This is a genomic window from Spirochaetae bacterium HGW-Spirochaetae-1 (assembly GCA_002839375.1).
GTDB lineage: Bacteria > Spirochaetota > UBA4802 > UBA4802 > UBA5550 > PGXY01.
In genome coordinates this window covers 441,742-462,337 of sequence record PGXY01000002.1, presented here as the reverse complement: position 1 = coordinate 462,337, position 20,596 = coordinate 441,742, and the positions used below count along the sequence as shown (strand labels likewise).

Annotated in this window: 31 protein-coding genes and 1 tRNA gene; 2 read left to right on the top strand and 30 right to left on the bottom strand. The window is 49.1% G+C overall.

What is annotated here, in order from left to right; all coding sequences use genetic code 11:
• Position 1: 1 nt before the first annotated feature.
• Both CVV44_04190 and CVV44_04185 read right to left on the bottom strand, forming a co-directional pair.
• Positions 2 to 1,924 (bottom strand): arginine decarboxylase, encoded by a 1,923-nt coding sequence (locus CVV44_04190; protein PKL40916.1) that lies wholly within the window; start codon positions 1,922 to 1,924, stop codon positions 2 to 4.
• 206 nt (positions 1,925 to 2,130) lie between these two features.
• Positions 2,131 to 2,724, bottom strand: coding sequence for a hypothetical protein (locus CVV44_04185; GenBank protein PKL40814.1), 594 nt, complete (start codon positions 2,722 to 2,724; stop codon positions 2,131 to 2,133).
• Positions 2,725 to 3,001: 277 nt separating this feature from the next.
• Between CVV44_04185 and CVV44_04180 the strand changes: the two genes are divergently transcribed.
• Positions 3,002 to 4,003 (top strand): fatty acid desaturase, encoded by a 1,002-nt coding sequence (locus CVV44_04180; protein ID PKL40813.1) that lies wholly within the window; start codon positions 3,002 to 3,004, stop codon positions 4,001 to 4,003.
• Positions 4,004 to 4,410: 407 nt separating this feature from the next.
• Here CVV44_04180 and CVV44_04175 read toward each other — a convergent pair whose 3' ends face one another.
• From CVV44_04175 to CVV44_04050, 26 genes are all read right to left on the bottom strand, one after another.
• Positions 4,411 to 5,778: a hypothetical protein gene (locus CVV44_04175; protein PKL40812.1), complete on the bottom strand. Its 1,368-nt coding sequence runs from the start codon at positions 5,776 to 5,778 to the stop codon at positions 4,411 to 4,413.
• Positions 5,775 to 6,050 carry a hypothetical protein gene (locus CVV44_04170; GenBank protein PKL40811.1) on the bottom strand — a complete coding sequence of 92 codons (276 nt, stop codon included), beginning with the start codon at positions 6,048 to 6,050 and terminating at the stop codon, positions 5,775 to 5,777. Before CVV44_04170 ends, CVV44_04175 begins: the two co-directional genes overlap by 4 nt.
• Positions 6,047 to 6,298: a hypothetical protein gene (locus CVV44_04165; GenBank protein ID PKL40810.1), complete on the bottom strand. Its 252-nt coding sequence runs from the start codon at positions 6,296 to 6,298 to the stop codon at positions 6,047 to 6,049. The genes CVV44_04170 and CVV44_04165 overlap by 4 nt, the downstream gene beginning before the upstream one ends.
• Positions 6,299 to 6,456: 158 nt before the next feature.
• On the bottom strand, positions 6,457 to 6,714 hold the full coding sequence (locus tag CVV44_04160) for a hypothetical protein (GenBank protein ID PKL40809.1): 258 nt from the start codon (positions 6,712 to 6,714) through the stop codon (positions 6,457 to 6,459).
• A 16-nt stretch (positions 6,715 to 6,730) separates the two neighbouring features.
• Positions 6,731 to 6,991, bottom strand: a complete 261-nt coding sequence (locus CVV44_04155; GenBank protein ID PKL40808.1) for a hypothetical protein — start codon at positions 6,989 to 6,991, stop codon at positions 6,731 to 6,733.
• Between the two features lie 3 nt (positions 6,992 to 6,994).
• Positions 6,995 to 7,240, bottom strand: coding sequence for a hypothetical protein (locus CVV44_04150; protein ID PKL40915.1), 246 nt, complete (start codon positions 7,238 to 7,240; stop codon positions 6,995 to 6,997).
• Positions 7,241 to 7,324: 84 nt separating this feature from the next.
• A complete protein-coding gene (locus CVV44_04145) occupies positions 7,325 to 8,605 on the bottom strand; it encodes a hypothetical protein (GenBank protein ID PKL40807.1) in 1,281 nt (426 codons plus the stop codon).
• Positions 8,606 to 9,157: a hypothetical protein gene (locus CVV44_04140; GenBank protein PKL40806.1), complete on the bottom strand. Its 552-nt coding sequence runs from the start codon at positions 9,155 to 9,157 to the stop codon at positions 8,606 to 8,608.
• A gap of 183 nt (positions 9,158 to 9,340) precedes the next feature.
• The gene (locus CVV44_04135; protein PKL40805.1) at positions 9,341 to 10,168 is read right to left on the bottom strand and encodes a hypothetical protein; all 828 of its coding nucleotides are present in this window, start codon (positions 10,166 to 10,168) and stop codon (positions 9,341 to 9,343) included.
• Positions 10,165 to 10,383: a hypothetical protein gene (locus CVV44_04130; protein PKL40804.1), complete on the bottom strand. Its 219-nt coding sequence runs from the start codon at positions 10,381 to 10,383 to the stop codon at positions 10,165 to 10,167. Before CVV44_04130 ends, CVV44_04135 begins: the two co-directional genes overlap by 4 nt.
• Before the next feature lie 132 nt (positions 10,384 to 10,515).
• The gene (locus CVV44_04125; protein ID PKL40803.1) at positions 10,516 to 10,794 is read right to left on the bottom strand and encodes a hypothetical protein; all 279 of its coding nucleotides are present in this window, start codon (positions 10,792 to 10,794) and stop codon (positions 10,516 to 10,518) included.
• 19 nt (positions 10,795 to 10,813) lie between these two features.
• The gene (locus tag CVV44_04120; GenBank protein ID PKL40802.1) at positions 10,814 to 11,005 is read right to left on the bottom strand and encodes a hypothetical protein; all 192 of its coding nucleotides are present in this window, start codon (positions 11,003 to 11,005) and stop codon (positions 10,814 to 10,816) included.
• Positions 11,006 to 11,017: 12 nt separating this feature from the next.
• On the bottom strand, positions 11,018 to 12,526 hold the full coding sequence (locus CVV44_04115) for a hypothetical protein (GenBank protein ID PKL40801.1): 1,509 nt from the start codon (positions 12,524 to 12,526) through the stop codon (positions 11,018 to 11,020).
• On the bottom strand, positions 12,487 to 12,828 hold the full coding sequence (locus tag CVV44_04110; protein ID PKL40800.1) for a hypothetical protein: 342 nt from the start codon (positions 12,826 to 12,828) through the stop codon (positions 12,487 to 12,489). Before CVV44_04110 ends, CVV44_04115 begins: the two co-directional genes overlap by 40 nt.
• A gap of 175 nt (positions 12,829 to 13,003) precedes the next feature.
• A complete protein-coding gene (locus tag CVV44_04105; protein PKL40799.1) occupies positions 13,004 to 13,387 on the bottom strand; it encodes a hypothetical protein in 384 nt (127 codons plus the stop codon).
• Between the two features lie 172 nt (positions 13,388 to 13,559).
• Positions 13,560 to 13,922: a single-stranded DNA-binding protein gene (locus CVV44_04100; protein ID PKL40798.1), complete on the bottom strand. Its 363-nt coding sequence runs from the start codon at positions 13,920 to 13,922 to the stop codon at positions 13,560 to 13,562.
• Between the two features lie 21 nt (positions 13,923 to 13,943).
• Entirely contained in the window at positions 13,944 to 14,141 is a 198-nt protein-coding gene (locus CVV44_04095) for a hypothetical protein (GenBank protein PKL40797.1), read from the bottom strand.
• 101 nt (positions 14,142 to 14,242) lie between these two features.
• Entirely contained in the window at positions 14,243 to 14,449 is a 207-nt protein-coding gene (locus CVV44_04090; protein ID PKL40796.1) for a hypothetical protein, read from the bottom strand.
• Positions 14,446 to 14,670, bottom strand: coding sequence for a hypothetical protein (locus CVV44_04085; protein PKL40795.1), 225 nt, complete (start codon positions 14,668 to 14,670; stop codon positions 14,446 to 14,448). Before CVV44_04085 ends, CVV44_04090 begins: the two co-directional genes overlap by 4 nt.
• Positions 14,671 to 14,893: 223 nt before the next feature.
• A tRNA-Tyr gene (locus tag CVV44_04080) sits at positions 14,894 to 14,975 on the bottom strand.
• A 187-nt stretch (positions 14,976 to 15,162) separates the two neighbouring features.
• Complete coding sequence (locus tag CVV44_04075; GenBank protein PKL40794.1) at positions 15,163 to 15,975, bottom strand: hypothetical protein; 813 nt, start codon at positions 15,973 to 15,975, stop codon at positions 15,163 to 15,165.
• A gap of 276 nt (positions 15,976 to 16,251) precedes the next feature.
• Complete coding sequence (locus CVV44_04070) at positions 16,252 to 16,665, bottom strand: hypothetical protein (GenBank protein ID PKL40793.1); 414 nt, start codon at positions 16,663 to 16,665, stop codon at positions 16,252 to 16,254.
• A gap of 411 nt (positions 16,666 to 17,076) precedes the next feature.
• Positions 17,077 to 17,277 (bottom strand): hypothetical protein, encoded by a 201-nt coding sequence (locus tag CVV44_04065; protein ID PKL40792.1) that lies wholly within the window; start codon positions 17,275 to 17,277, stop codon positions 17,077 to 17,079.
• 23 nt (positions 17,278 to 17,300) lie between these two features.
• Positions 17,301 to 17,633, bottom strand: a complete 333-nt coding sequence (locus CVV44_04060) for a hypothetical protein (protein ID PKL40791.1) — start codon at positions 17,631 to 17,633, stop codon at positions 17,301 to 17,303.
• Positions 17,634 to 17,760: 127 nt separating this feature from the next.
• Positions 17,761 to 18,498 (bottom strand): toxin-antitoxin system, toxin component, Bro family protein, encoded by a 738-nt coding sequence (locus tag CVV44_04055; protein PKL40790.1) that lies wholly within the window; start codon positions 18,496 to 18,498, stop codon positions 17,761 to 17,763.
• Positions 18,499 to 18,502: 4 nt separating this feature from the next.
• Entirely contained in the window at positions 18,503 to 18,817 is a 315-nt protein-coding gene (locus CVV44_04050) for a hypothetical protein (protein PKL40789.1), read from the bottom strand.
• A 355-nt stretch (positions 18,818 to 19,172) separates the two neighbouring features.
• Between CVV44_04050 and CVV44_04045 the strand changes: the two genes are divergently transcribed.
• Positions 19,173 to 19,523: a hypothetical protein gene (locus CVV44_04045; protein ID PKL40788.1), complete on the top strand. Its 351-nt coding sequence runs from the start codon at positions 19,173 to 19,175 to the stop codon at positions 19,521 to 19,523.
• Here CVV44_04045 and CVV44_04040 read toward each other — a convergent pair.
• Together CVV44_04040 and CVV44_04035 are read right to left on the bottom strand one after the other, a co-directional pair.
• Entirely contained in the window at positions 19,514 to 19,717 is a 204-nt protein-coding gene (locus CVV44_04040) for a hypothetical protein (GenBank protein PKL40787.1), read from the bottom strand. The genes CVV44_04045 and CVV44_04040 overlap by 10 nt on opposite strands.
• A 162-nt stretch (positions 19,718 to 19,879) precedes the next feature.
• On the bottom strand, positions 19,880 to 20,551 hold the full coding sequence (locus tag CVV44_04035; protein PKL40786.1) for a hypothetical protein: 672 nt from the start codon (positions 20,549 to 20,551) through the stop codon (positions 19,880 to 19,882).
• Positions 20,552 to 20,596: the final 45 nt, after the last annotated feature.

Sequence of the window (20,596 nt, the reverse complement as noted above, 5' to 3'; positions counted from 1 at the left end):
ATTATCTTTCAAAGTAGGTATATCCGCTCAGACCTGACTCATAGGCCTTCATTATTTTTCTTCGCTCCGATACGTCAATTTTCCCTTCACGTACCGCTTTCTCAGCCTTCTCCCTGAACTGTTCAATAAGTATTTTAGGATTGTACTCCACGTAGGAAAGAACATCGGCCACGGAGTCTCCCTCCATCTCGCTGACAAAATCATACTCACCGTTCTCATTTATACGGATACTCACCACGTTGGTGTCGCCGAGAAGGTTGTGCAGGTCGCCAAGGGTCTCCTGGTAAGCACCCACGAGAAAAACTCCCAGGTAGTATTCCTCGTTGTTTTTCAGCTCATGGAGAGGCAGCGTGTCATTCATTTCGTTCATGCTGATGAAGCGGTCTATTTTCCCGTCGCAATCGCAGGTAATGTCGGCCAATATTGTATTTCGTCCCGGGGCTTCGCTGAGGCGGTGCACCGGCATGATGGGAAAAATGTGTCCGATGGCCCAGGAATCGGGGAGAGACTGGAAGACGCTGAAATTGCAGTAGTATATATCGGCAATGGCGCCGTCGATCCCTTCCAGGGCCACGGGCACCTGTTTTACTTTTTCTTTTTCCTTTGCAATGGCATTAATGATGTTCCAAAAAATATTTTCGGCAAAGGACCGTTCACGAAGGCTGATACCGCCGTGCTTGAAAACCTGCCGTATTTCATCACGGTAGTAGAGCGCGTCATTGAAACACTCCTGGATATTTTTAGTCGATACGGTTTTGAGCGAATATAACAGGTTGCTGATAAGTTCGTGGGAGTCTTCTTTTATATCCGCGGGAAGAGGCAGCGCCTCAAACCGGGTCTCATCAAGAACATTGAAAAGCAGCACCGAGTAGTATGCCACGGTTGCCCGGCCCGACTCGGTTATGATGGTGGGATGAGGAACAACCCTATCATCCTCGTCCAGGGTTGTCATGATAACTTCGATAACGTCGGCGCAGTATTCATCGAGAGAGTAATTCATACTGTTCTTGTAATTGGTCTTCGACCCGTCATAATCCACGGCAAGGCCGCCACCCAGGTCCAGGTATCCCATGGGCGCCCCTTCATCGACAAGGCCCACATATATCCTGCAGGCCTCAACAACGGCGGAACGGATATCGCGGATATTGGGGATCTGTGACCCCAGGTGATAATGAAGAAGCTGGAGACATCCCAGCATGTTCTTTTCTTTGAGCTTGTCCACCACATCGATAAGCTGGGTCGTATTAAGACCGAAAATACTCCTGTCTCCTCCCGAATCACTCCAGTGCCCGCCGGCCTTCGATGACAGTTTCAGCCGCACGCCCACGAGCGGACTGACCCCCAGGGCCTCGGATCGCTCCAAAATCAGGGGAAGCTCACTGGGCATCTCCAGCACGAAAAATGTCCTTATCCCCATTTTTGTCGCCCAGAGTCCCAGATCGATGAACTCCTCATCTTTGTAGCCATTACAGATGATAACCGATTCGGAATCCTGTATCATGGAGATAGCGGCAATGAGTTCAGCCTTACTGCCCGCCTCAAGACCGTGATGGTACTTGGAACCGAAACGCGTAATGGCCTCCAGGACCTGGGCCTGCTGGTTAACCTTGATTGGATACACGCCGCGATATTTCCCCTTGTATCCAAAAGTCGCTATGGCCTGATTGAAGCTTGCATGGAGATTGCATATCTGGGCATCGAGAAGATTTTCAATTCGCAGCAGGACAGGCATATCAAGCCCACGATCCAGAATCCCCTGGATTACATTCTTCAGGCTCACTGAGATATGCTTATCTTTGAAGGGAGTGACGACCACATTCCCGGTGTCGGATATATCAAAGTATCCCGCTCCCCAGTTTTTAATACCGTACAGGTCAGCGGAATCCTGGATGGTCCAGCGGTCGAGAAATTCCTTTTTAATCATAATTGCACCTCCCGGGATATTGCCGTGTGACAGGAACATCTCTGCCTTCCTCACGGAAAACCGCCATTACCTGTGCGGCTCTACAGATTTTGACTGGGCCCATGCAACTGGATGGACTGGACATGTATAAAAAAATGAGGAATTAAATCAAGAATAAATATAATACAACGGTCATTCTGGAAAAAAATATCACCGGATACACATGACTATTTCCAGGTAACGATAAAAACGGTCGAATTCGATCCTTTTGTCCTGGTGGGTTTAGATTCGTCATAATCCACCTTAACGAAACCGCCCGGTGCGAACCTTTTTGCCATGGCGAAAATAATGCCCCGGTCAAATTCATCGGGATAGGGATTTTCGCATATCATAATCCCCTTCCCCGGTTCGCTGCCGGGCTGAAAACGGTAATGGCCAATGCCTTCTATAAGTTTCCCCGTCTGGGGATCGAACATGACCTGGCCCGCGGCATTTTTATGATTCATGTGATAGGCAATGTCAATTGAATCAAGGGCTTTTTCAACGGAATCTATCTGGGGAGGAAATTGCGCCGATTCGGGAATTTTAAGACCAATCGCATATAACGTTTTCTGCCCTGTCTTCTCTGAAAGGACCTTGAACGCATCGAGCCAGCTTTGCTGGGGATACCAGGAATCGGGATCATCTTTTACAACCGATAATCCCGCATCCTTGAGAATATCCTGAGCGGATTTCGCAAAGGCTCCCATGCCTTTGATTACAGACATGATCGAAGCACCATTTACATTGATTCCCGGTTGAAAAACCTTGAAAACCGCCATTGCAACCTCCTTTTAATACTCAAGATCACGATGAAATTCTGTATATACGGAATTTCTTTTTTATATATCAATTATAATACACAATATAGATTTTGTCAATTTTTTGAATTTAAATTATCCATTCTCAATTTTCATTCTTTTCGTCTTTAAATTTCTTTTAAAATTGGACAATTGGTGTGATTATTTTTATTACTTTTTTTATAAAATTTCATGGAAAAACGATAGTAGGAATGTTTTCGACTTTATCATGTGATATCTTTATTTATATATAAAAACAATGAGGATGGCATGCATGGAAGAGCGCGAATGGCTCTCTTTGATAAAACATTATGAAGGGGCCGATAACAAAAAATCCAATCTCCAGTTATTAGTTACTTTCACCTTATATTTTGCCATCATTGCTGCAATGTTTGCCCTGGTCATAATGGACTATCCCTATTGGACACTACTGCTGCTTTCACTGCCGGCCGCAGGATTTCAAGTACGGATATTCATATTCCTCCACGACTGCAGCCATAACTCTTATTATAAGAGTTCACGCGCCTGCTCCATTACAGGGACAATCTGCGGTATAATCACCTTCACTCCGTTCTACGACTGGCAGAGGTCCCACGGCATCCATCACGCCTCCGTTTCCAATCTTGACAAAAGGGGAACCGGGGACATATGGACAATGACTGTAGATGAATACCGTAAAGCTTCAACGTGGGTCAAGATTCAATACAGGATTTTCAGGAATCCGATTTTCCTCTTCGGGATAGCACCGGTGTTTCTCTTCCTGATCATATACAGACTTCCTCATAAAGGAATGAGGAAAAAAGATCTCATGAGTATAATCTTCACGAATGCAATGATAGCCCTGATTATAACGGCAGCCTATTTTACCGTGGGTGTTACCGCGTACATAAAGGTATTCCTGCCCGTTATTACCCTGGCAAGCATTTTCGGAATGTGGCTCTTCTTTATTCAGCATCAATTTAAAAAAGTATACTGGTCTCACTCCGGTGACTGGGATCCTGTTAAAGCGGCCATGAAAGGAAGTTCATTTTACAGGCTGCCGGCTGTTCTTCGGTGGTTCTCCGGCAGCATCGGATATCACCACATACATCACCTGAAACCGAGAATACCTAATTACAGGCTGAGACAGTGTTATAATGACATACCGGAGCTGCAGAAAATCATTCCAGTCACTCTGTTCGCAGGCTTCAGATCTCTTTTTCTTTATTTATGGGATGAAAAAACCGGAGAAATGGTTAATTATTCTGTTTTGAAACAATAAAAAAGGGGGTACAACACAGTTGGATACCCCCGTTTCACCACGTCTATGACGTTTTAGAATATAAGGACCTGCCTTTTGTTCCTACCCCTGAGGGGTCTCCACTTCGGACATGTCCCGACTTTCGCGCCCGGAGGGATTCGAACCCCCGACCTGCGGATTCGAAGTTGGACTTTTTTTTGATTTTCTCTCATTAAGCCGTTTTTATGCGTCATGGTTGTTTAATAATAAAGAAGAAAGATTTTATTATTGTCAATATTCAAAACCATTGTCTTTCATTGTTTTGTATTTGTTCTCACAGTTCTTCTTACAGTCTTGAATCGCTATTTTCTCACAATTTGAGTGACCTGCGGACGCGAAATCCGCAGGCTGGCAATAAAGAAGCCCCGACTTCTCAGGGCTTGCATGTATCACCTCCCGTCAAATTTTCCGGGCGATGGCGGCTGTGGAGCCTCTGGTTCCTCGACCTCGAATTCCGCGTCCTTGATACCTTCCTGTTGTTTTAGGGCCGGTTCCCGCGCACTATCGGGCCGCACCTGCTCCTTTGCGCGTCCTATTGCCTGGTCGATCACCGTGTCGGTGGAGTCGTCTGCGAGTTCTTCCTCGGTCCACTCGCCGGCCATTTCCATACTGTTCCGCTGTTTCATCCAGGGGCGAAAGAAGGTTTTTCCAGCAGCTTTCCTCAACATCTCTACCTGGTCGCCTCCCTCGTAAGGATTGTGCATTTCATCGAGATAAAGCCGTTTGATTTCAACACCTGGATTATCAACTTCTTTCCGATAGACTTTTTTGGGCCACGTGCCTCCACCTTTTTTAGGCACCTCTCTGACGCAATATTCCCCTTGTGAGTCGCTTTTCAGTGTTCCGGCTTTTTCGGATTCCCTGAACGCGTCGACATCCTGTTGAAAATATTTATTGTCCTCTTTTTGAGTTGTCTTCTCGGCATACTCCCGCCCGTTTTCAGCCTTAATGGTTCCCTCGCTTCTGGCGTAGTTAACCAACGCCATATCTTGCAGATAATACCGATACGATGAGCTGTGAGCCTCTGCCTTTTCCAAGAGGCGGGCCTTCTCGTACAGTTCCCCTACAATACGTTTGCGTTTTTGCTCGTACCCATAAACGACAATTGCCTCAACCGGGCCCCTGTCGTTCGGTATATATTCGAAGTCAGCGTGGAAATTACCATCTTTTCTAAAAACTTGTCGCTTGTCGTTTTTGTGTACCGGTTCAATGGCGATCCATTCAAATGGTGCATTTTTTCCGGTGGTGAGAGCAAAATCGAAAGCCTCGATTGCCGGAACGAATTCCACGTCGGCGGCCCCGAAGGTAATAAGACTTCCCATGTCCGGCATCGTGGCCCCATAGTAGAATGATTCTTTCAGGGCTTCAATGGCAGAGTTCCGGCCCTCTTCAGATTCCCACACTTTGGCCGGGAGCGTCCGGGCGGCATAGTTTATATTTTTTGCAATCATCCGCTCCGTTGCGGGTTTTTCGATGAAGGCTGCCGATGCTTTGACGAGCTCGCCCATATGGGCAGATGCCCATGCCTGTAGTTGCTGCGGCCCCTGGGGGATCGCTGGGACGATTACGTCGGGTGTTTGTGCCGCCTGCGGCTGTCTGCCGCCCTGTGTACTCTCCCACGCTGCCGCCGCCTCTGCCGGGGTCTTGCCCTGGGCGGATTTGCCGCATTTTTGGCAACGGAACACAAATACGTCGCTCTTCTTTTCACCCTTCGCAGCCTGTCCGCAGCACATCGGGGTCTTGGTTGCTGTTGTCATTGTTCCCTCCTGATTTCTTCTATCCATGGTTCGCCGAGTACAACCTCGACAAAATCCTTCATTTTATGGATTGACTCTCTTGCGCTGTAGAATTTTTCGACTATCTCCGGCAGGGAGTCGTGACTGTATTCATGTCCGCACTTGCAGACAATCCACGATTTTCCCGCGTTCGGGTTCCCGTAGTCATCTTTAATCCATCGCACTTGATTCCATTTTACAGGGACTCCGCAGCGGGGACAGGCGATTGAATAAAGAGTGTATGTTTTCGTCATTGTTCGCCTCTCAATTTTTTAATGATTGATTTTTTGATCTTTATTTCCGGGTTGCTATTGATAAATTCGAGCGTTTGCCGCTTCTCAAAATTTATCCGCCTGTCGATCAATTGTATTTCATCGAGATGCAGTTTTATAATGCCCTCCGCGTGGATTCTTCTTGTCTTTTCGACCTCAATGTTTTTTATCTGTTGTTCGATCCACATCCGGCAGGACTCGTGATAGTGCTGTTTGTCATTCCCGCTCATCGCCCCCTCCTTTCTTTCTTCCATTTCCGCCAATAGTATTTATACATGCTCGTATCTCTCTGCGTCGGCAAAAATCCGTGTATACGCTCGAATGCCGCCCTGACTGCTTTAACTCTTTCTTTTCTCACCTTACTCCCTCCCTTCGTCCTGTTTTATGTCTACACCGGGTCTGTCATATAACTCGGTGGATTCTGCATAATAAATCTTTCTCTCTCAATCACGAACCTTCCTTGTTCGATAAGATGATCGATGCACTTCTCAAACGCCGGGATTACTCCGGGTTCATCGCCGAAGACGGCGAACGCCTGACAAATGTCCTCTACGCACATGCAAAATGCGTCTTTCGGTTCTGGAGGCTCTGGCCACTCCATTTCGCGCAGTAGGGCCGCAGTCCCTTGTTTCTTTTCACCAAACATCTTTTTCCCTCCCTTATTATTTTTTTGCCGTATATCCTTGCTTCCGATTTGCCAGCCACTTATCAATTTCGGACATCCGGAATCGGACCGGCTTTCCGATCTTATAATGTGGTATTTGATTTTTTGACACCAAAGTCCGCAAACATCCCTCCGAAAGTCCGGTATATTTGGCGACATCGGAATATCTGACCAACGGTTCCCCGTTGTATGGTATGCCGTGAATTAAGATTTCTGGCGGATTTGGAGTCGGTTCAGGTCGTTTCTGGTTTTCGTCCATGATTTATTCCCCCCTCGCAGCGAGCATGGCGTCGGCCCATGCTACCGGCCATTGAAGGTGTCTCTGTTTGTCGTATTCATTATCCCAACTATCGAGAGCCATCCTGTTAAGACAGTTACCGGAGCGACTGGAATCAAAGTGAGGTTGTGGCCTTTTAATATCCATGATCGGCGTAAACCACGGTTGCGGTTCTGCCGGTGCATGAGCAATGAAGTAGTCACGCAGTGACATGCCATCATCACCACTCATAGAAAACGTTCCTTCGTTATTTATCTCAGCCTTGTTTATTCCCGGAAACGCCGGTCCGCCGTCGTTCTTTTGGTAACTCATCTCTCAATCCTCCATCTTCAATTTTATATCCGGCTTGTCATTGCTCTCCGCTTTTTTGATCAGCTTTTTCCGCCGCAGATACTTCACCGCTGCCGGGTCCGCCTCCACCATGTCTTTCAGCCCCATAATCCGCTCACCGCCGCCGGTAGATTTCCAGCGTGCAATTGTTTTCAATTCCTGCACACCGTCAGGGCCCGTGATAAGTCCCTTGATTTCCCGTTGATCTTTCATCAGGATGGAAACTGCATCGAGAGCGTCATCTTTTTTCCGCTTCCAGGCTTTCTCCTGGTCATCGGCCTTGCGGTACGCCTTTGACAAGTCCACAGCGCGGGTCAGTTCATCCCCCGTCAACTCGGTGAAATCCTCCTGGATTTCCGGGTATAACTTGCGGATATCTGCCGCGTTCATTGCCAGCTCACGCGGCGGCTGTTTGAGCTTGATAGCCCGGTGCATGAGTGAGGCCAGCTCCAGGAGTTCAGCCTGGTGCTTTTTATTCGCCTTGATTTTCCAATACCGCTTTTCCGATGTGTCGAAAATCAGTGAGAGATAGGCAACGTCTACGTCGTACAGAGCCATTTGATATTGCAGTTGAAAATAGTGTTTCAACGGGATGCCCTGCCACTCTTTGAGATCGAGGTCATACCCGGCGAACCGGTCACGAGAGCGGGCCTTGACGGTCCAGTACCGGGCAGATTTTGCCTCGATGAGGAAGGGCTTTGAGAAATCGACGGTTAAACCGTGGGCCTTATACTGCCACAAACCCTCTTTTTTTTCCATTTCGACTACATGTTGCAAAAAGGGAGAGGCGTCATACACACAGTCCGCGTGGGCCACGCCGAACTCGGTCAAGGCCTCAGTGTGATGTCTGAAAGGCGTCGTGTTAAAAGGCCGGCAGTCGAGAGTCTTTTTCCCCACGCGGTCCAGTTCGCAGAGCATGAAGCCCCGGAAAAATTGGTCAGCAATAGACGAAGAAAATTGAACGCCGTCTTTCTGCACATCCGCACCCACTATACCAAAACCGTCAAACACAGGCCCCCCGAAATCTCTTATGAACTCGCTCAGCGCCTTCGGCTCCAAAAAGTGACCCATCTCAGCCGCGAACCCGGCAGGCTCCCTCTGTCTGAGGCCTACCTTCTCCTCATACAGAGTGATGGCGGTCTGCCCGTATCCAGCGAGAGACTCGTTCGGTCGGTCCGGGTGAGGGATCAGGGCTGGCACGTCCGACGCGCCGATCCTGCCACCGCGTGATTTATAAAAGTCGGTTATGTATTGGAGGTTGATCATTTAATCGTCCTCTCTCAGTTTTAAAGGCATGATAAAAGCCTTGAATAACACTCTGTCGTTGATGACCGAGGTGCTCTCGAATGGAATGGGAGCATACTGGCTCTCTTCAGGCGGTATGAAAACTTTCCAAAAGATGCCGCATACGCATAATTCATGGAGCATTCGATAGCTCAGCCCTATTTGATCGGGGAGTTTTCTTGACAGACGGGCATAACTGGATTCTCTTATACTGGGCATGTATCTATGCGATGTCCATGTCTCATACTTTTCAGGAATAACCGCTTGCCAGTTGGGAAAATTTACTTCCGTCTCCGTCTTGTGTAGGATGATTTCACTTTTTGTTCGTTTTATTAGTTCATAATATCCTTCAGGCATTTCACACGCTGCGATAAAAAGACGCTTCGCATCTGTAGCGACAATATCTTTACCGGTACTGCAAATAAATCTAAAGACCGGTTTTATTTCGGCAAGCGACAGATCAATAACGCTGGCAACAAAACAAACCTGGTCAAAATTAAATTGCTTCTTTTTCAGTCTGATTAGGTCGCTCATGCCCGGCCCTCCTTGCTGACTATTTCTAAATCACAGTTTGCACATTCAGGATTTTTACATTTATAGATTTTATGATCTTCGGTCATTAAGATGTCCCTGCAGTTTGAACAAACGTAACTATTTAAAATTTCCTTCGGTTGCTTTAACCAGTATCAATGACGTCCTGTCGTGTCAGTAGTTTGCTCATGCTCCCACCTCCTCAATATTCCTGCCCCGCATAAGCCTGCCGATCTTTGCCGCCAAACGGAGCACCTTCTCTTTGCCGCGCTCGACTGCATTGCCGACCTTTTCTTTCAGGTCTTTGAGATATTCGAGTTCGGTCTCATATTTCTGCCCTGCGTGCATGTGCTTGAATATCTCATATGATATAGACTCTGCGGGATCAGCGGGTTGTCCGGGCTTCTCAAATCTGAGCTTGTCGAGGGCTGGGCCGCTGATGTCCTTCATCCCGGCGAGCTTCATCATTACATTGTATTGAAATCCCGTCTCTCCGAGTCGTGCCAGTGCGGATATCTTTTTCGCCTCGCCCCTGGGGAGCTTTAAGCAACGTTCACATGCATCGGTGAATTGATTGATATTCTCCGGCCCCATGACTTCCTTGAGATTTTCCATTGACAGAAAAAATTCCATCATAGCGGCATTGAATTTCTCATTCACTTCGAGCAGCAGATCGAATGTGTTTTTAAACTCACCGCGCACAGCGTTTTTATAGACGCCGATCTTTTCCGCCTCGAAGAGCAGCTCGTGAAATATCCGCCAGAATTCCGTGTCGTGGGGATTGCTTTTCATGAAGTACACCGTGTTTTGAACATGGTGGGCGTACTCATGAAGGGCGGTGTAGATCAATTCCGTGTCGTTGCTGAAATTCCGGTTATTGATCACTATTTCCCGCAACTCTGGGCGGTACAGGCCATCGATCTTTTTGTGCTTCTTGCCCGTATAGGTAAGTGAGAAAGGCTCGGTCCGCCATACCTTTTGAAGTAGTTCGGTTAATTCGAGTTCGGTTATCATGATTTCCTCCTCTGAATTTTCCTTGCTTGACGCTGTGCCTTCGTTTTCTTTCTGCGTGATGTCGCTCCGAGAGTTCTGTCTTTGACACGTTTTTTCGGCTCAGTCCACGCAGATAGGTCGATGCCGAGTTCTTTTGCATGTCCTTGTATTTCGTTAATCACCGATTTTCCCTCCTCTAAATATTGATGTGGCGCGGGCAGGATTCGGACCTGCATCCGATAAACCGTGCACTGCATATCGGAACGAAATCCATTTGACCGTCAAACCGGAGTGAACTGTCTTTCGTGCGTCTACCAATTCCGCCACCGCGCCGTTGCCCCCTCGTGGGGGCTGTAAATAGCTACTGACTACACCACCTGAATCGTGCTGACCTTCGGCCAGTACAGAAATCCACCGCAGGACACGAGAAAAGATTTGTGATCCCGTCCGCCCGTCTGCATCATTTTGTTGAAACCGAGCATTTTCAGATCACGCACGCCTTTCGCACGAAGATCGGGCAAATCGTAAGGCTGTACTATCCCGACCACTTCACCCATAAATGGCCCGCCGTTCCTGGTGCGAAACCATACCGCCGATCCCTTCTTGATGCCCTTCGTGTTTGCTGCCTTTACTGCTTTTGTTGCCATAGAACCCTCCTGTTGATAGTTATTCCGGATAGATATCATGTTCCATCGACAATGCTTCCATGGCGTTTACAAGTACTGTCGTTGCAATAGAATCTTCCGGTAAATTATCCATGCACTGAGTATGCAGGATATCGAGCGCGTTAATTAAGTCCTGATGCGATTCGATGTTGATTGTCGGACCTTCTGTCCCATGATAATATTCAATACTCACTTTTTCCCTCCGTTATACGAATTCTTTTAACGTCTCCCGGAACAGGCTCTTTGTGTCCCGCCCGGTCAATCCCTTGCTGAGAATGTTCACTTTCTCGGCCTTGGACAACTCCACCGGCTCCGCTCCACCGGTCCCCGCGACCGTTCCCTGCGCTTCTCCACTTGCCGCCCGTTGTGCTGCCAGTTTCTCTCGGATGTCCTCGGCCCGTCGCTCCTGTGCTTCCTCGTTCAGTACTACAAGTCGGCCGTCTACCATCGCCGGAAAGCCCCGTTTCTTTTTCGCCCGTATAGCGTCGGCAGCATCCCCGTCAAGTTCGATCCCGCACAGATGGCATATTATATTTCCCACACTATTCATCACCCCGCAGGCAGGACACAGACGCATTGTCGGTGCCGTCTCGCTCTCATCCTGTGGCTCGTAACCAGTGGAGAGGGACCACTTCCGATCCATATCAGGCCGTCCGTGGATAAAGGTATTCCCTACGCCGTCGAGAATAATGCCGTATTTTTTACCCGGTAAGGGGCGAAGAATACGACCGATAAATTGCAGATATATCGTCAGACTCATGGTCCGCCGCATCCAGATCAGCCCGTACAGGCCGGGTATATCCATGCCCTCGATGCCGATCCCCACAGTGCATAGGCCGTTTAATTTCCCCGTGCGGATCGCCGAGAGCATCCGGGCGCGATCAACCTCTGAGAGTCCGCTGTGAATGTGCTCGAATTTCCAGCCCGCTGCGTTGAATGCCGCCGTGATCTGTTTCGCGTGCTCATGTGTCGCGCACGCCACAAGGACCGGTAGTCCTCCGAAAATATCACCATATCGGCCTATCATATCGCCGATTACACGCGGTTCCCCCAGGGCGTCGGCCTGCACCTCTGGCGGAATATCCCCGCGATTGATCGGCACGGTAAGACGGTACTCCTCCGGCACGATCACGAGAGGCTCTGCGAGATACCCTGCGTCGATTGCCTGCCGTGGCGTGATCGTCTGCACAATATCTGTGTACCAGTCGCCAAGAGGACGGTTGTCCATCCGGTACGGCGTCGCGGTGAGGCCTACGCGCTGCGCTCGGTCGAAGTGGGTGTATATCGACTCCCAGGAGGATGCCAGCGAGTGATGTGCCTCATCTGTCCATATCTCCGTCGGTCCGGTTTTCTCCGGGGTGTATGGCAGCAGGTTCGCCAGGGACAGCGGCATGCACACATACACATCGCGGTTCCTGCCTCTGATTCCCTTGTCGTTTATATAGCCGGGGTTTAGGCCAGCGCGTGAGAGTTCGACGACCCACTGGCTGAAAATCTCAATCTGAGGAGCGAGTACAAATACCCGCCCGCCGAGCTTGATGCGGTCGGCGATAGTGACCGTGGAGGTCTTCGTCTTCCCGGTACCGGTCCCGGATACGAACAGCGGATTCCGTCCGGCGTTCGCCAGGGTGTTGATCTGGTACCGGGCCTCGGTCTGATATGGGCGGAGGGTGATCAAGAGAGCACCTCCTCGATGGAGAGGCCAGTGGCGCATTCGATGACATCGTCAATATAATCAACGAGAGTTTCGGTGTCTGTTCTCCATATTGTGTCAATAATGGCATTATTTTCTGACAGTAATATTCGTCTTGTTTCGATTAGTGCTTCCAGCATATCCGGCGCGGCAAGAATCAGGCGAATATTAGCTTGCCAATCTCCCATAGACGGAACATTGCCAATTCTTCCAAATACCTCTCCGATAAGTGAATCCGATTCATCGCTATAAGAACCGGAAATAAATTGATTATATGCTCCAGCAATTTCCCACGGCCCCGGCGTATGTTTTAATTTGCTCACGTTCACTCGCTCCTCAATTCACTCTCAAAATAACACGGGTCGAAATTGAATCCTTCCTCCCAGTCCTCGGCACCGTCCAGTCTTACCACATACCGCCGTGCCCTCCTGCTATCCGGTAGATCAATTCCGATGATCGTCCCCGGTCCGGCAGGCGTGACTACTCGGTCGTCGCGCTTCATCCTACAATCCCCCACTCTCTGAGCTGCATTTCCATGTCGTCTAACGTTCGGACCACACACACAGGGCAACCGACCTCCCGTAAACGCTCATGGACAACCGGCTGCGATCCCGTGAGGCGTCCATCCTCGTTTTTTACCTCCAGAAAATACGCCTCTCCCTGGTACACGATACACAGGTCCGGCACTCCAGGAGTCAGTCCCATTTTTTTCAGTACTGCGAGAAGCGCGTAGACAAATTTTCGATGTACGTCAAACCTCCCCACGGTACGGGACTTCATAAACCCCTCATTCGGTATTGAAAAGAAAAAGAATCCATACCGTCGGGCATTGGCGGACAGCCAATTGACAAGTTCGATCTGGATAAGCGCCTCGGTTTTCATGACTTCCCTACCGGCCTGGTAAATCCTTTCGGCAGTGTTAAATTGCACCGGACACAATACAGTCCAGTCGGCGTTGTAGCAGGGTAATTCCCGCACATCTTGCAGACGATAGAATCGTCTACATTGCACATGTCTTTATCGAGTTTCGTGTTCATCGGGTTGCCTCCTCTCCTTAAACCGGAATATTGTTTTCGAAGTCGTCTTTTTTTGGTGTTAAAAATTGCACCGTTTCGGCCGTGATCACAATCCTCGACCAGGTTTTTCCGTCACTATTCTGCCAGCGTTCCTGTTTGAGCTTCGCCTCGATGCTGACCTTTGAGCCCTTTTTGCAGTATTTCGCCACTACCTCACCGACCTTGCCCCATGCAACGATATCAAAATATGAAACGTGCTCCTGTTTTTGATCGCCGGTCCCCCACTCGTCATTGCTGGCAATCGTGAAATTGGTCAGCGGGGAGCCGTTCGGCGTGAAACCGGCCTCCGGGTCTTTCACGAGATTGCCGATGAGAATTGTTCTGTTAAGGTCTCTTGCCATTCTACACTCCTGTTATATTCACTATATTTCAATGATCCGCATGCTGCACTCGAAACACTTTTGCAACCTCCGGGGCTTGCCCTCCCGGATCAGCACCACTCCCCGGCCGCACTCGCAAGGATATGAGGCCGCGAACCCTTCGAAGCCGTCCCCCGGCGGTGTGAGTGACAGCCGGTCCGGGGCCGCTTCGAGTTCAGGGTGTCGGGTGATGGTGGGCATGTGGGTTGCTCCTATTTTTATTTGCGCGTTTTAAGCGCCGCGCTCCGCTCCTTGTTCCTCGCCCGGCCTTGCCACGCCCAGCCTGCCTTGTTTTCTCTCCTCTACACCCTCACAATCGCACCGCTCGCACCTCTCACCGCGTTGCCGCTCCCGGCCTCCTCTCTCCTCGCTGCCGTCACGGCCTCCAATACCGTGTCGATCTCCCGGTGTGCCAGAGATCCCGCCAGAATGGGGTGTCCACTGCCGAGCCGTAAAGATGCCATCCTCAACAGCTCGAACATTGACTTTTCTCGCTCCTCGATGTTCATTGCATCATTACCGGCCTTTGTTCGTCGAAAAAGAGGATACTGAACACCCGCGCCTTTCCGAACGTCTTTCCGATCTCTGCGAGTTCTTGCCGGATATGGTCGGCAATATCATCGTGGCTCAGTTCTCCCTCATGCGTGGTCTCCTTGGAGTATATCGCCACTTTTTCGCTGTCCCCGGCCATGGGTACGGCGAAAGAAATTTTCATCCTTTTGGTTATCATGTAAGCCCTCCCGTTTTGATCTGGTACTGCGTGATCGTGTCCGTTTTATGTTGCCGGGGGATTCGTCGGGTCATCTAAGCCCCTGGACTCCTCCCCCGGACTACCGGTTTAAACAGCGGCGTCCACTCAGCGTTACCCCTCTCCGAGGATTCGAGCCGTGGCGACTCTCTTACGCTGCTTTCCGCGACCCTTTCCGCGTATCCGGCTGCGGTGGGATTTTATGTGGGAAGTGAAGGACTCGAACCTCCAAACTTTACGTTCCTGCCGGGTTACAGCCGGGGGCACTACCATTATGCGAACTTCCCATGGTGCCGGGGAGCGTCCGGACTATCTCAACTCCCCGGCTAATCGCTTTTGCCTCTTTCTCGGGCGTTGCGTTGTGGCCCCGGCAGGATTCGAACCATGCATTCTCAGCCCTATTTCCCGCGCGCTGTATTTCGGGCCTCCCACGTTGTGGGCACGTCTACCAATTCCGCCACGGGGCCATGTTCTCTATTTCTTAATCCTCTTCCTCGCTGCGACTTGAAAATACGCTTCCAACTGCTGCGGCTTCACATCTCTGAGCGACTCCTCAAAATAATGCCGCGCTTTTACCTTAACTGCTCTAGCTTCGAGCGTGCGGATCATATTGATTCTGCCGCCCTTCAGCGCAAATATTCCGAGTCCCTTTTTCATCCCCTGGAAAATGAACGGCTTTTTCATGTCCCAACCGTACCGGCCTACCGCGTGAGTCTGGCCTTTTTTCTGATTACCTTTTCCGCTCCCGCTGCGCCCGGTGTACTTGTACAGTATCGCCCACCGTTGCGCCCCGCCTCGTGCGTTGAATCCGTCGCCCGATGTTCCGAACGGCCGCCCGCCGATCTGCAATGTCTGCGCTCCTGCAACGTTCAGCCTGTACGGCCTCGCTACCGGCCTGCGACTGCTGCCGCCCATCCTCGCAGTGTCCAGGGGGACCGGCACCCGACCTTTCGTTTTCGGGTTGCCGATCTTTGTTTTTCCCTCTTCCTGGGCCTTCAAATAGTGGTCCTTTCCACCTTTCTGCTTGCGGACCACCACGCAGGCATTGATATTATCTATTGATCGAAAATCACCACCGGACCGCTGTGCGTTCGCCTTGTAGACCTTCGTAGCGCCCATCGTGTATTTATTCCGCAGGATGAACCGTTGCAGTCGCCCTTTGTAGTTCCGCTCCATCCTCACGGCTCCCATGTTGAGCGACTCTGCTCCGGCCTCCGCGAGTGCGCCGTGCACCTTGCGCAGCTCTTTGATTAACTGCTTTGAGTTGTCGGTGTATTTCAAATTCATTTGATCACCTTACGATAATATACACGACGGCAAAAATCAGAATCCATAATGCTGCCGATACGATGAGCGAGTTCTTTAATCCGTTGAAAAAATTCATTCGACCCCTCCGCACCTTATTTCTCGTTCTGACACATACCCGGCGAAGTCTCCGCATTCCTGGCATGTCTTCGAATTCACTTTGCAATCCTTCCCTGCCGGGCATGGAGTGAGACACAGGCCGGATGCTTGCCTCTCCACAAAACTGATGACGACCGTATCGCTCATTGTGCCGCCCTATTATCCGGCCTTGCGTCTGCTGCCTCTCGCCGCTACCGGTGCGGCTATAGCGGCCCCGCTTGAGTCACCTTCGTCATCAAGGTCGATAACAGTTTCAGCCATTTCTTTCTCGTCCAAATCTGCTACGGTTCCGGCGGTCTCAACTTCCCCTGTCTCTTCCTCTTCTTCATATTCTTCTTCGGTCTCACCGTTAATCCCGTCGAAATATTCATGAAAATCATCTACCATGTCGTGCTTTTCCAGATACTCGTATGCTGCTGACAGCACCGCCTGGTCACGTTCCCATTCCTCGCTTGAGTCTTTCCAGTTTGCATATTTCGCCAGGTACGACTTTGCGCCCTCAATGGCGCACAACACCATCGCTACGACCAAAGGAATTAAAATTCCCCCGAGAATAAATGATAATACGTTCATAGCCCCCTCCCTTAATAGTTGATTTAATTTTATGCCTTATGGCATTTTGAACAAAATTTGTGCTCTGCCAGTTTGCGGAAATATTGCCGCGTCTCTGACTGCATCCCTGGCAAATATACCAGCTCGACCAGTGTTCCGCAGGATCGGCAGACATACCGGCGCGTCCCGGTGCGATACTGCGTGATCGTCGGCGTGATCGCCTGGCGTTCGGTGTGTGAGTTAATCCTCTGCATATTCAGCGTGTTCATCGATCGCCCTCCAATACTCTTTTAAATCCGCAAGCCTGGCAGACGAACATTGCCAGAAAGCGTTTCTCTTCGCCCTTTGCTTCCATTGTTCCGCCGCATTTCGGACATACTTGTGTCGTGGTGCGTTGCGGTCTTTTCGCTGTCTGTGTTGTTGCTGTCTGTGTCATGATTCAGTCCTCAGTACTAAAATTCTTCCTTCCCGGTCTCTCGTTATCACATAGTCCCTGCCGCCTCTGGAAAAGCAGGACAGCAGAGCGATAATCAGGATCACATAACAGAGAGCGAGAATTATCATTGCTGTCGTTAAGTCGTCACAAAGGGATTCAATTTTTAAAAGCGTCTGAATAAAGTTTTCGCTATTCATCCGGCACCCTCCTGTATGATTATTTATATTTCAGACGGTGGAGTCGCTGCCCATGACACCCCGCTTGATGGCAAATCGCAATACTTCGCTTCTGCTGCCGCCGGCTCTTTCCAATATTCAACCATGGCGTCGAACATTTTCTTTTCGTTCTCAAAAACGAATGTCTGACATCCGACCTCAACGATAAAACCTCGGTTAACTTTTTTTATTTTGATTTCGTGTATGTGCATTGATTTACCTCCCGTAGTCTCTTGCATAATTTGGTTGTAAAGTTTTTCCGCAAAGGAAATCCCAAATCTAGACCTCTCTGCTGCGCGTCGAGCCGCCTGTTCTTTAGCTGACATTTTCTTACTCACCCGCCCCACCTTGCATTTCGTACATCATGACTCGCCGCCTTCCTGACTCTCCGCTGTCCGGCAAGAAGGAGTCCGAGAAGCACACCGGCAATAATGCCGAGAATAAGACCGAGATAGAACATGGACATCATTGACAGGCCTCCTGTTGATTGGATTTTTCTTTCTTGTCGAAGGACAAAAGCGGCTGTTTGACTAATTGCAGGTTGAAACGCCTCATTACATACTCCACGCCGGACGGCCTGAACAGAGTCACAGGCACGTTTTCGATAATGTCGCCCTTGGTGATAGACTTTAACACTGGCTTGAAATGGTGCAGATAATCAACATATGGAGTGTTGTCTTTTTTGAGTATATGAGCGACCCGCAGCATTTTCATGAAGTTATTACGACCGAGACCAAACAACCCGGCAACGGTAGCCATATCCAGGGCATTATCGGCATCCATAAATGTGTCGAACGCCTCGACCTTTGGAGCCTGCTCTTTGATGATTTTGTCAGCCTCGATGAGTGCCAGGGCCATGAGTTTTCGAGTGTCACCGGTAATTGAATAGGAGCCGGTTTTGCGGATGGACGGGAGAACCTCCGATGTGACCCATTTTTTGAACCGGCGGGCTTCGGGCTTATTGGATCGCAGAATGAGAGAATACAACCCGGATTCATTGATGATCCACATCTCACGATTCTGACCTGAGTGGTATATTTTACCAGTCAGCTTATCATCACAATCAATACGCTCAACCGCCTGCCTCACATCATCTATTCCCAGCACGTCGCATACATCCTTCGCCACAAAAAACAACTCGTCGTCGACCATCACCGTACGGACTTCTTTATTCTCGTAGTTAAATATTTGTAGTGCGTTCATTACTTTACCCTCTGATTGAATCCATAATGTCGTTGAATATCTGGATCAGTTTTTTTTGCTTATCCTCGGGGAAAGATTCGAGTTTTTGGGTAAGGGATGCAGGGGACATTTCCGCTTTGCCAGATCGACTTTCGTTGTCCCAAAATTCTCCCAGCGGCTTGTTCAAGTGGGCACACAGTTTACCTACATACTCGGAATCGGGCCATGTTGATTTTTCAGTGGTTGATATTGTTGACTGGCTTACCCCGGTAATTCTCGCACAGTCTTTCTGACTCAAACCTGCATCTTTGCGCAGGTTTTTTATTTTGCCGCCGAACATATTAACTTTCCCTTGTTTCTTTAAATATTTTCAGCATGTTGCGAAAGATGCTCCCGTGATCCTGATTTTTGTCCTTGGCCTTTTCTTCGCGGACGATTTGCTGAAAATCATCCTTGTCGACCGATTCCACATAAAGTCCCAAATGTGTCTTGCTCACCTTGGCCCCTCCCGGTTTATTGTGTTTATTTCGTTACTGATTACGTCACATTGTTGCTATTTTATTGCTTTTGTCAACATTATTTTTAAAAAAAGTTAAAAATATAGTTGTTTCTTTCCGATATATATTACAATATTGATATATTGATATTATTTGTATTTAAATATTACATAATGAATATTTTATTGAGGGGTGATAATGAACTACGGAGATCGAATTGCAGAGGTCATGTCGGAATATGGGGTATCTCGTGGAGAAATGGCCAAACGAATGAAGAGGTCCGAGAGTAATATTTCTCAAATAACAGGACGGCATCATTTAAATACTGAAACTATCGAAATGGCTGCGGAGGCTTTAGGCGTAGAACCGATCCGTCTTTTATTTACAGATGAACAAATTGCAAAATACTTGAAAATGTCTGAAGAGGCTGTAAGGCTGGCTCGTGCATTTGACAAACTCCCCGAAAAACACAATGGCCTGTTTGAATTGCTCATACAGACCATTGAGACGTTTTACGACAAGAATCGAACTCTTGGTATTCAGTTATGATTTAATTTTTCTAATGATTGAGCCAGTTGCAGCATTAGCCCCCGTTTCTTTTTTGAAAGACGCCTCTCTCTCTCGGCGTCTTTTTTTACGGCCTTAACAGCCTTCACGATCTTTGCCGCCTTCTCTGTTCTACTGGCTGCCCCCCTCCCTGGGCGCTGCCTGATTGAATTCTTTTTCTGTTCTGCTCTCAACATGATCCTCCTTTATCCCTTTATTGGATTTTATCGCCCTCCCGACTCATTACACGCTACTGTAACGCATGCACCAATATTGTATAATTGTATTACGTTGTCAAAAAATTAATCCGATCGGGCGGAAAAAAAAGGTCACACGGATTCATGTGAACACACAAATGTTTAGCATGGTTGTTCTGGCGGAATCTCCGCGCGCGTATAGAATAGATGCAGTCTGACGAACTCGATTGTCTGCTCATATCCCTCGGCATCGGTCTTTAATTTCCCCTTGATAATTCCCTTGTAATTCTTCACGGCCAACCGGTCGACGCCCCACTCCTGGGAGATATCCCCGTAGCTCCATTTTCGCGCACGCAGGATCATGAATTCCATCTCGCGCGGCGATAGTTTCACTGCCAGCAACTCAAAGATAAATGCTGCCATCGCTTGAATGTCCGATTTGTCGGTTCCGATTGATAGTATTGCAGGCTCCCCTTGCCAGATTACCGGGTACGACGCCATGTGGATGTATAGCGATTCCCCGGATAATGATATATAGCGAATCGTCGATTCTGGGCCGGATCGTCCAGTCGCCAGGATACGCCCGAGGACCAGGTCCATGAGGCTGTGAAATTCCTCTCCGACATGATCCCGCACGTGCCGCCCAGTTACAGGCCCGCCGAGAATGAGTTCTGCCTGCCTGGACGCCCACAGAAAAACGCCATCTCGATGAATAACAATTGTCGCCATCTCAAAAAACTGGTGATCCTGTGTGAGATTGAATACATCATCGCCCCGTCTGCGCCCTTTATTTTTCCCGCCCGTGCTCATGCCGTCATTCTCTTGCAGCCCCATCGGGCTGTCATATAAATTTTCTTTATATTTTCCCATGTTTATTAA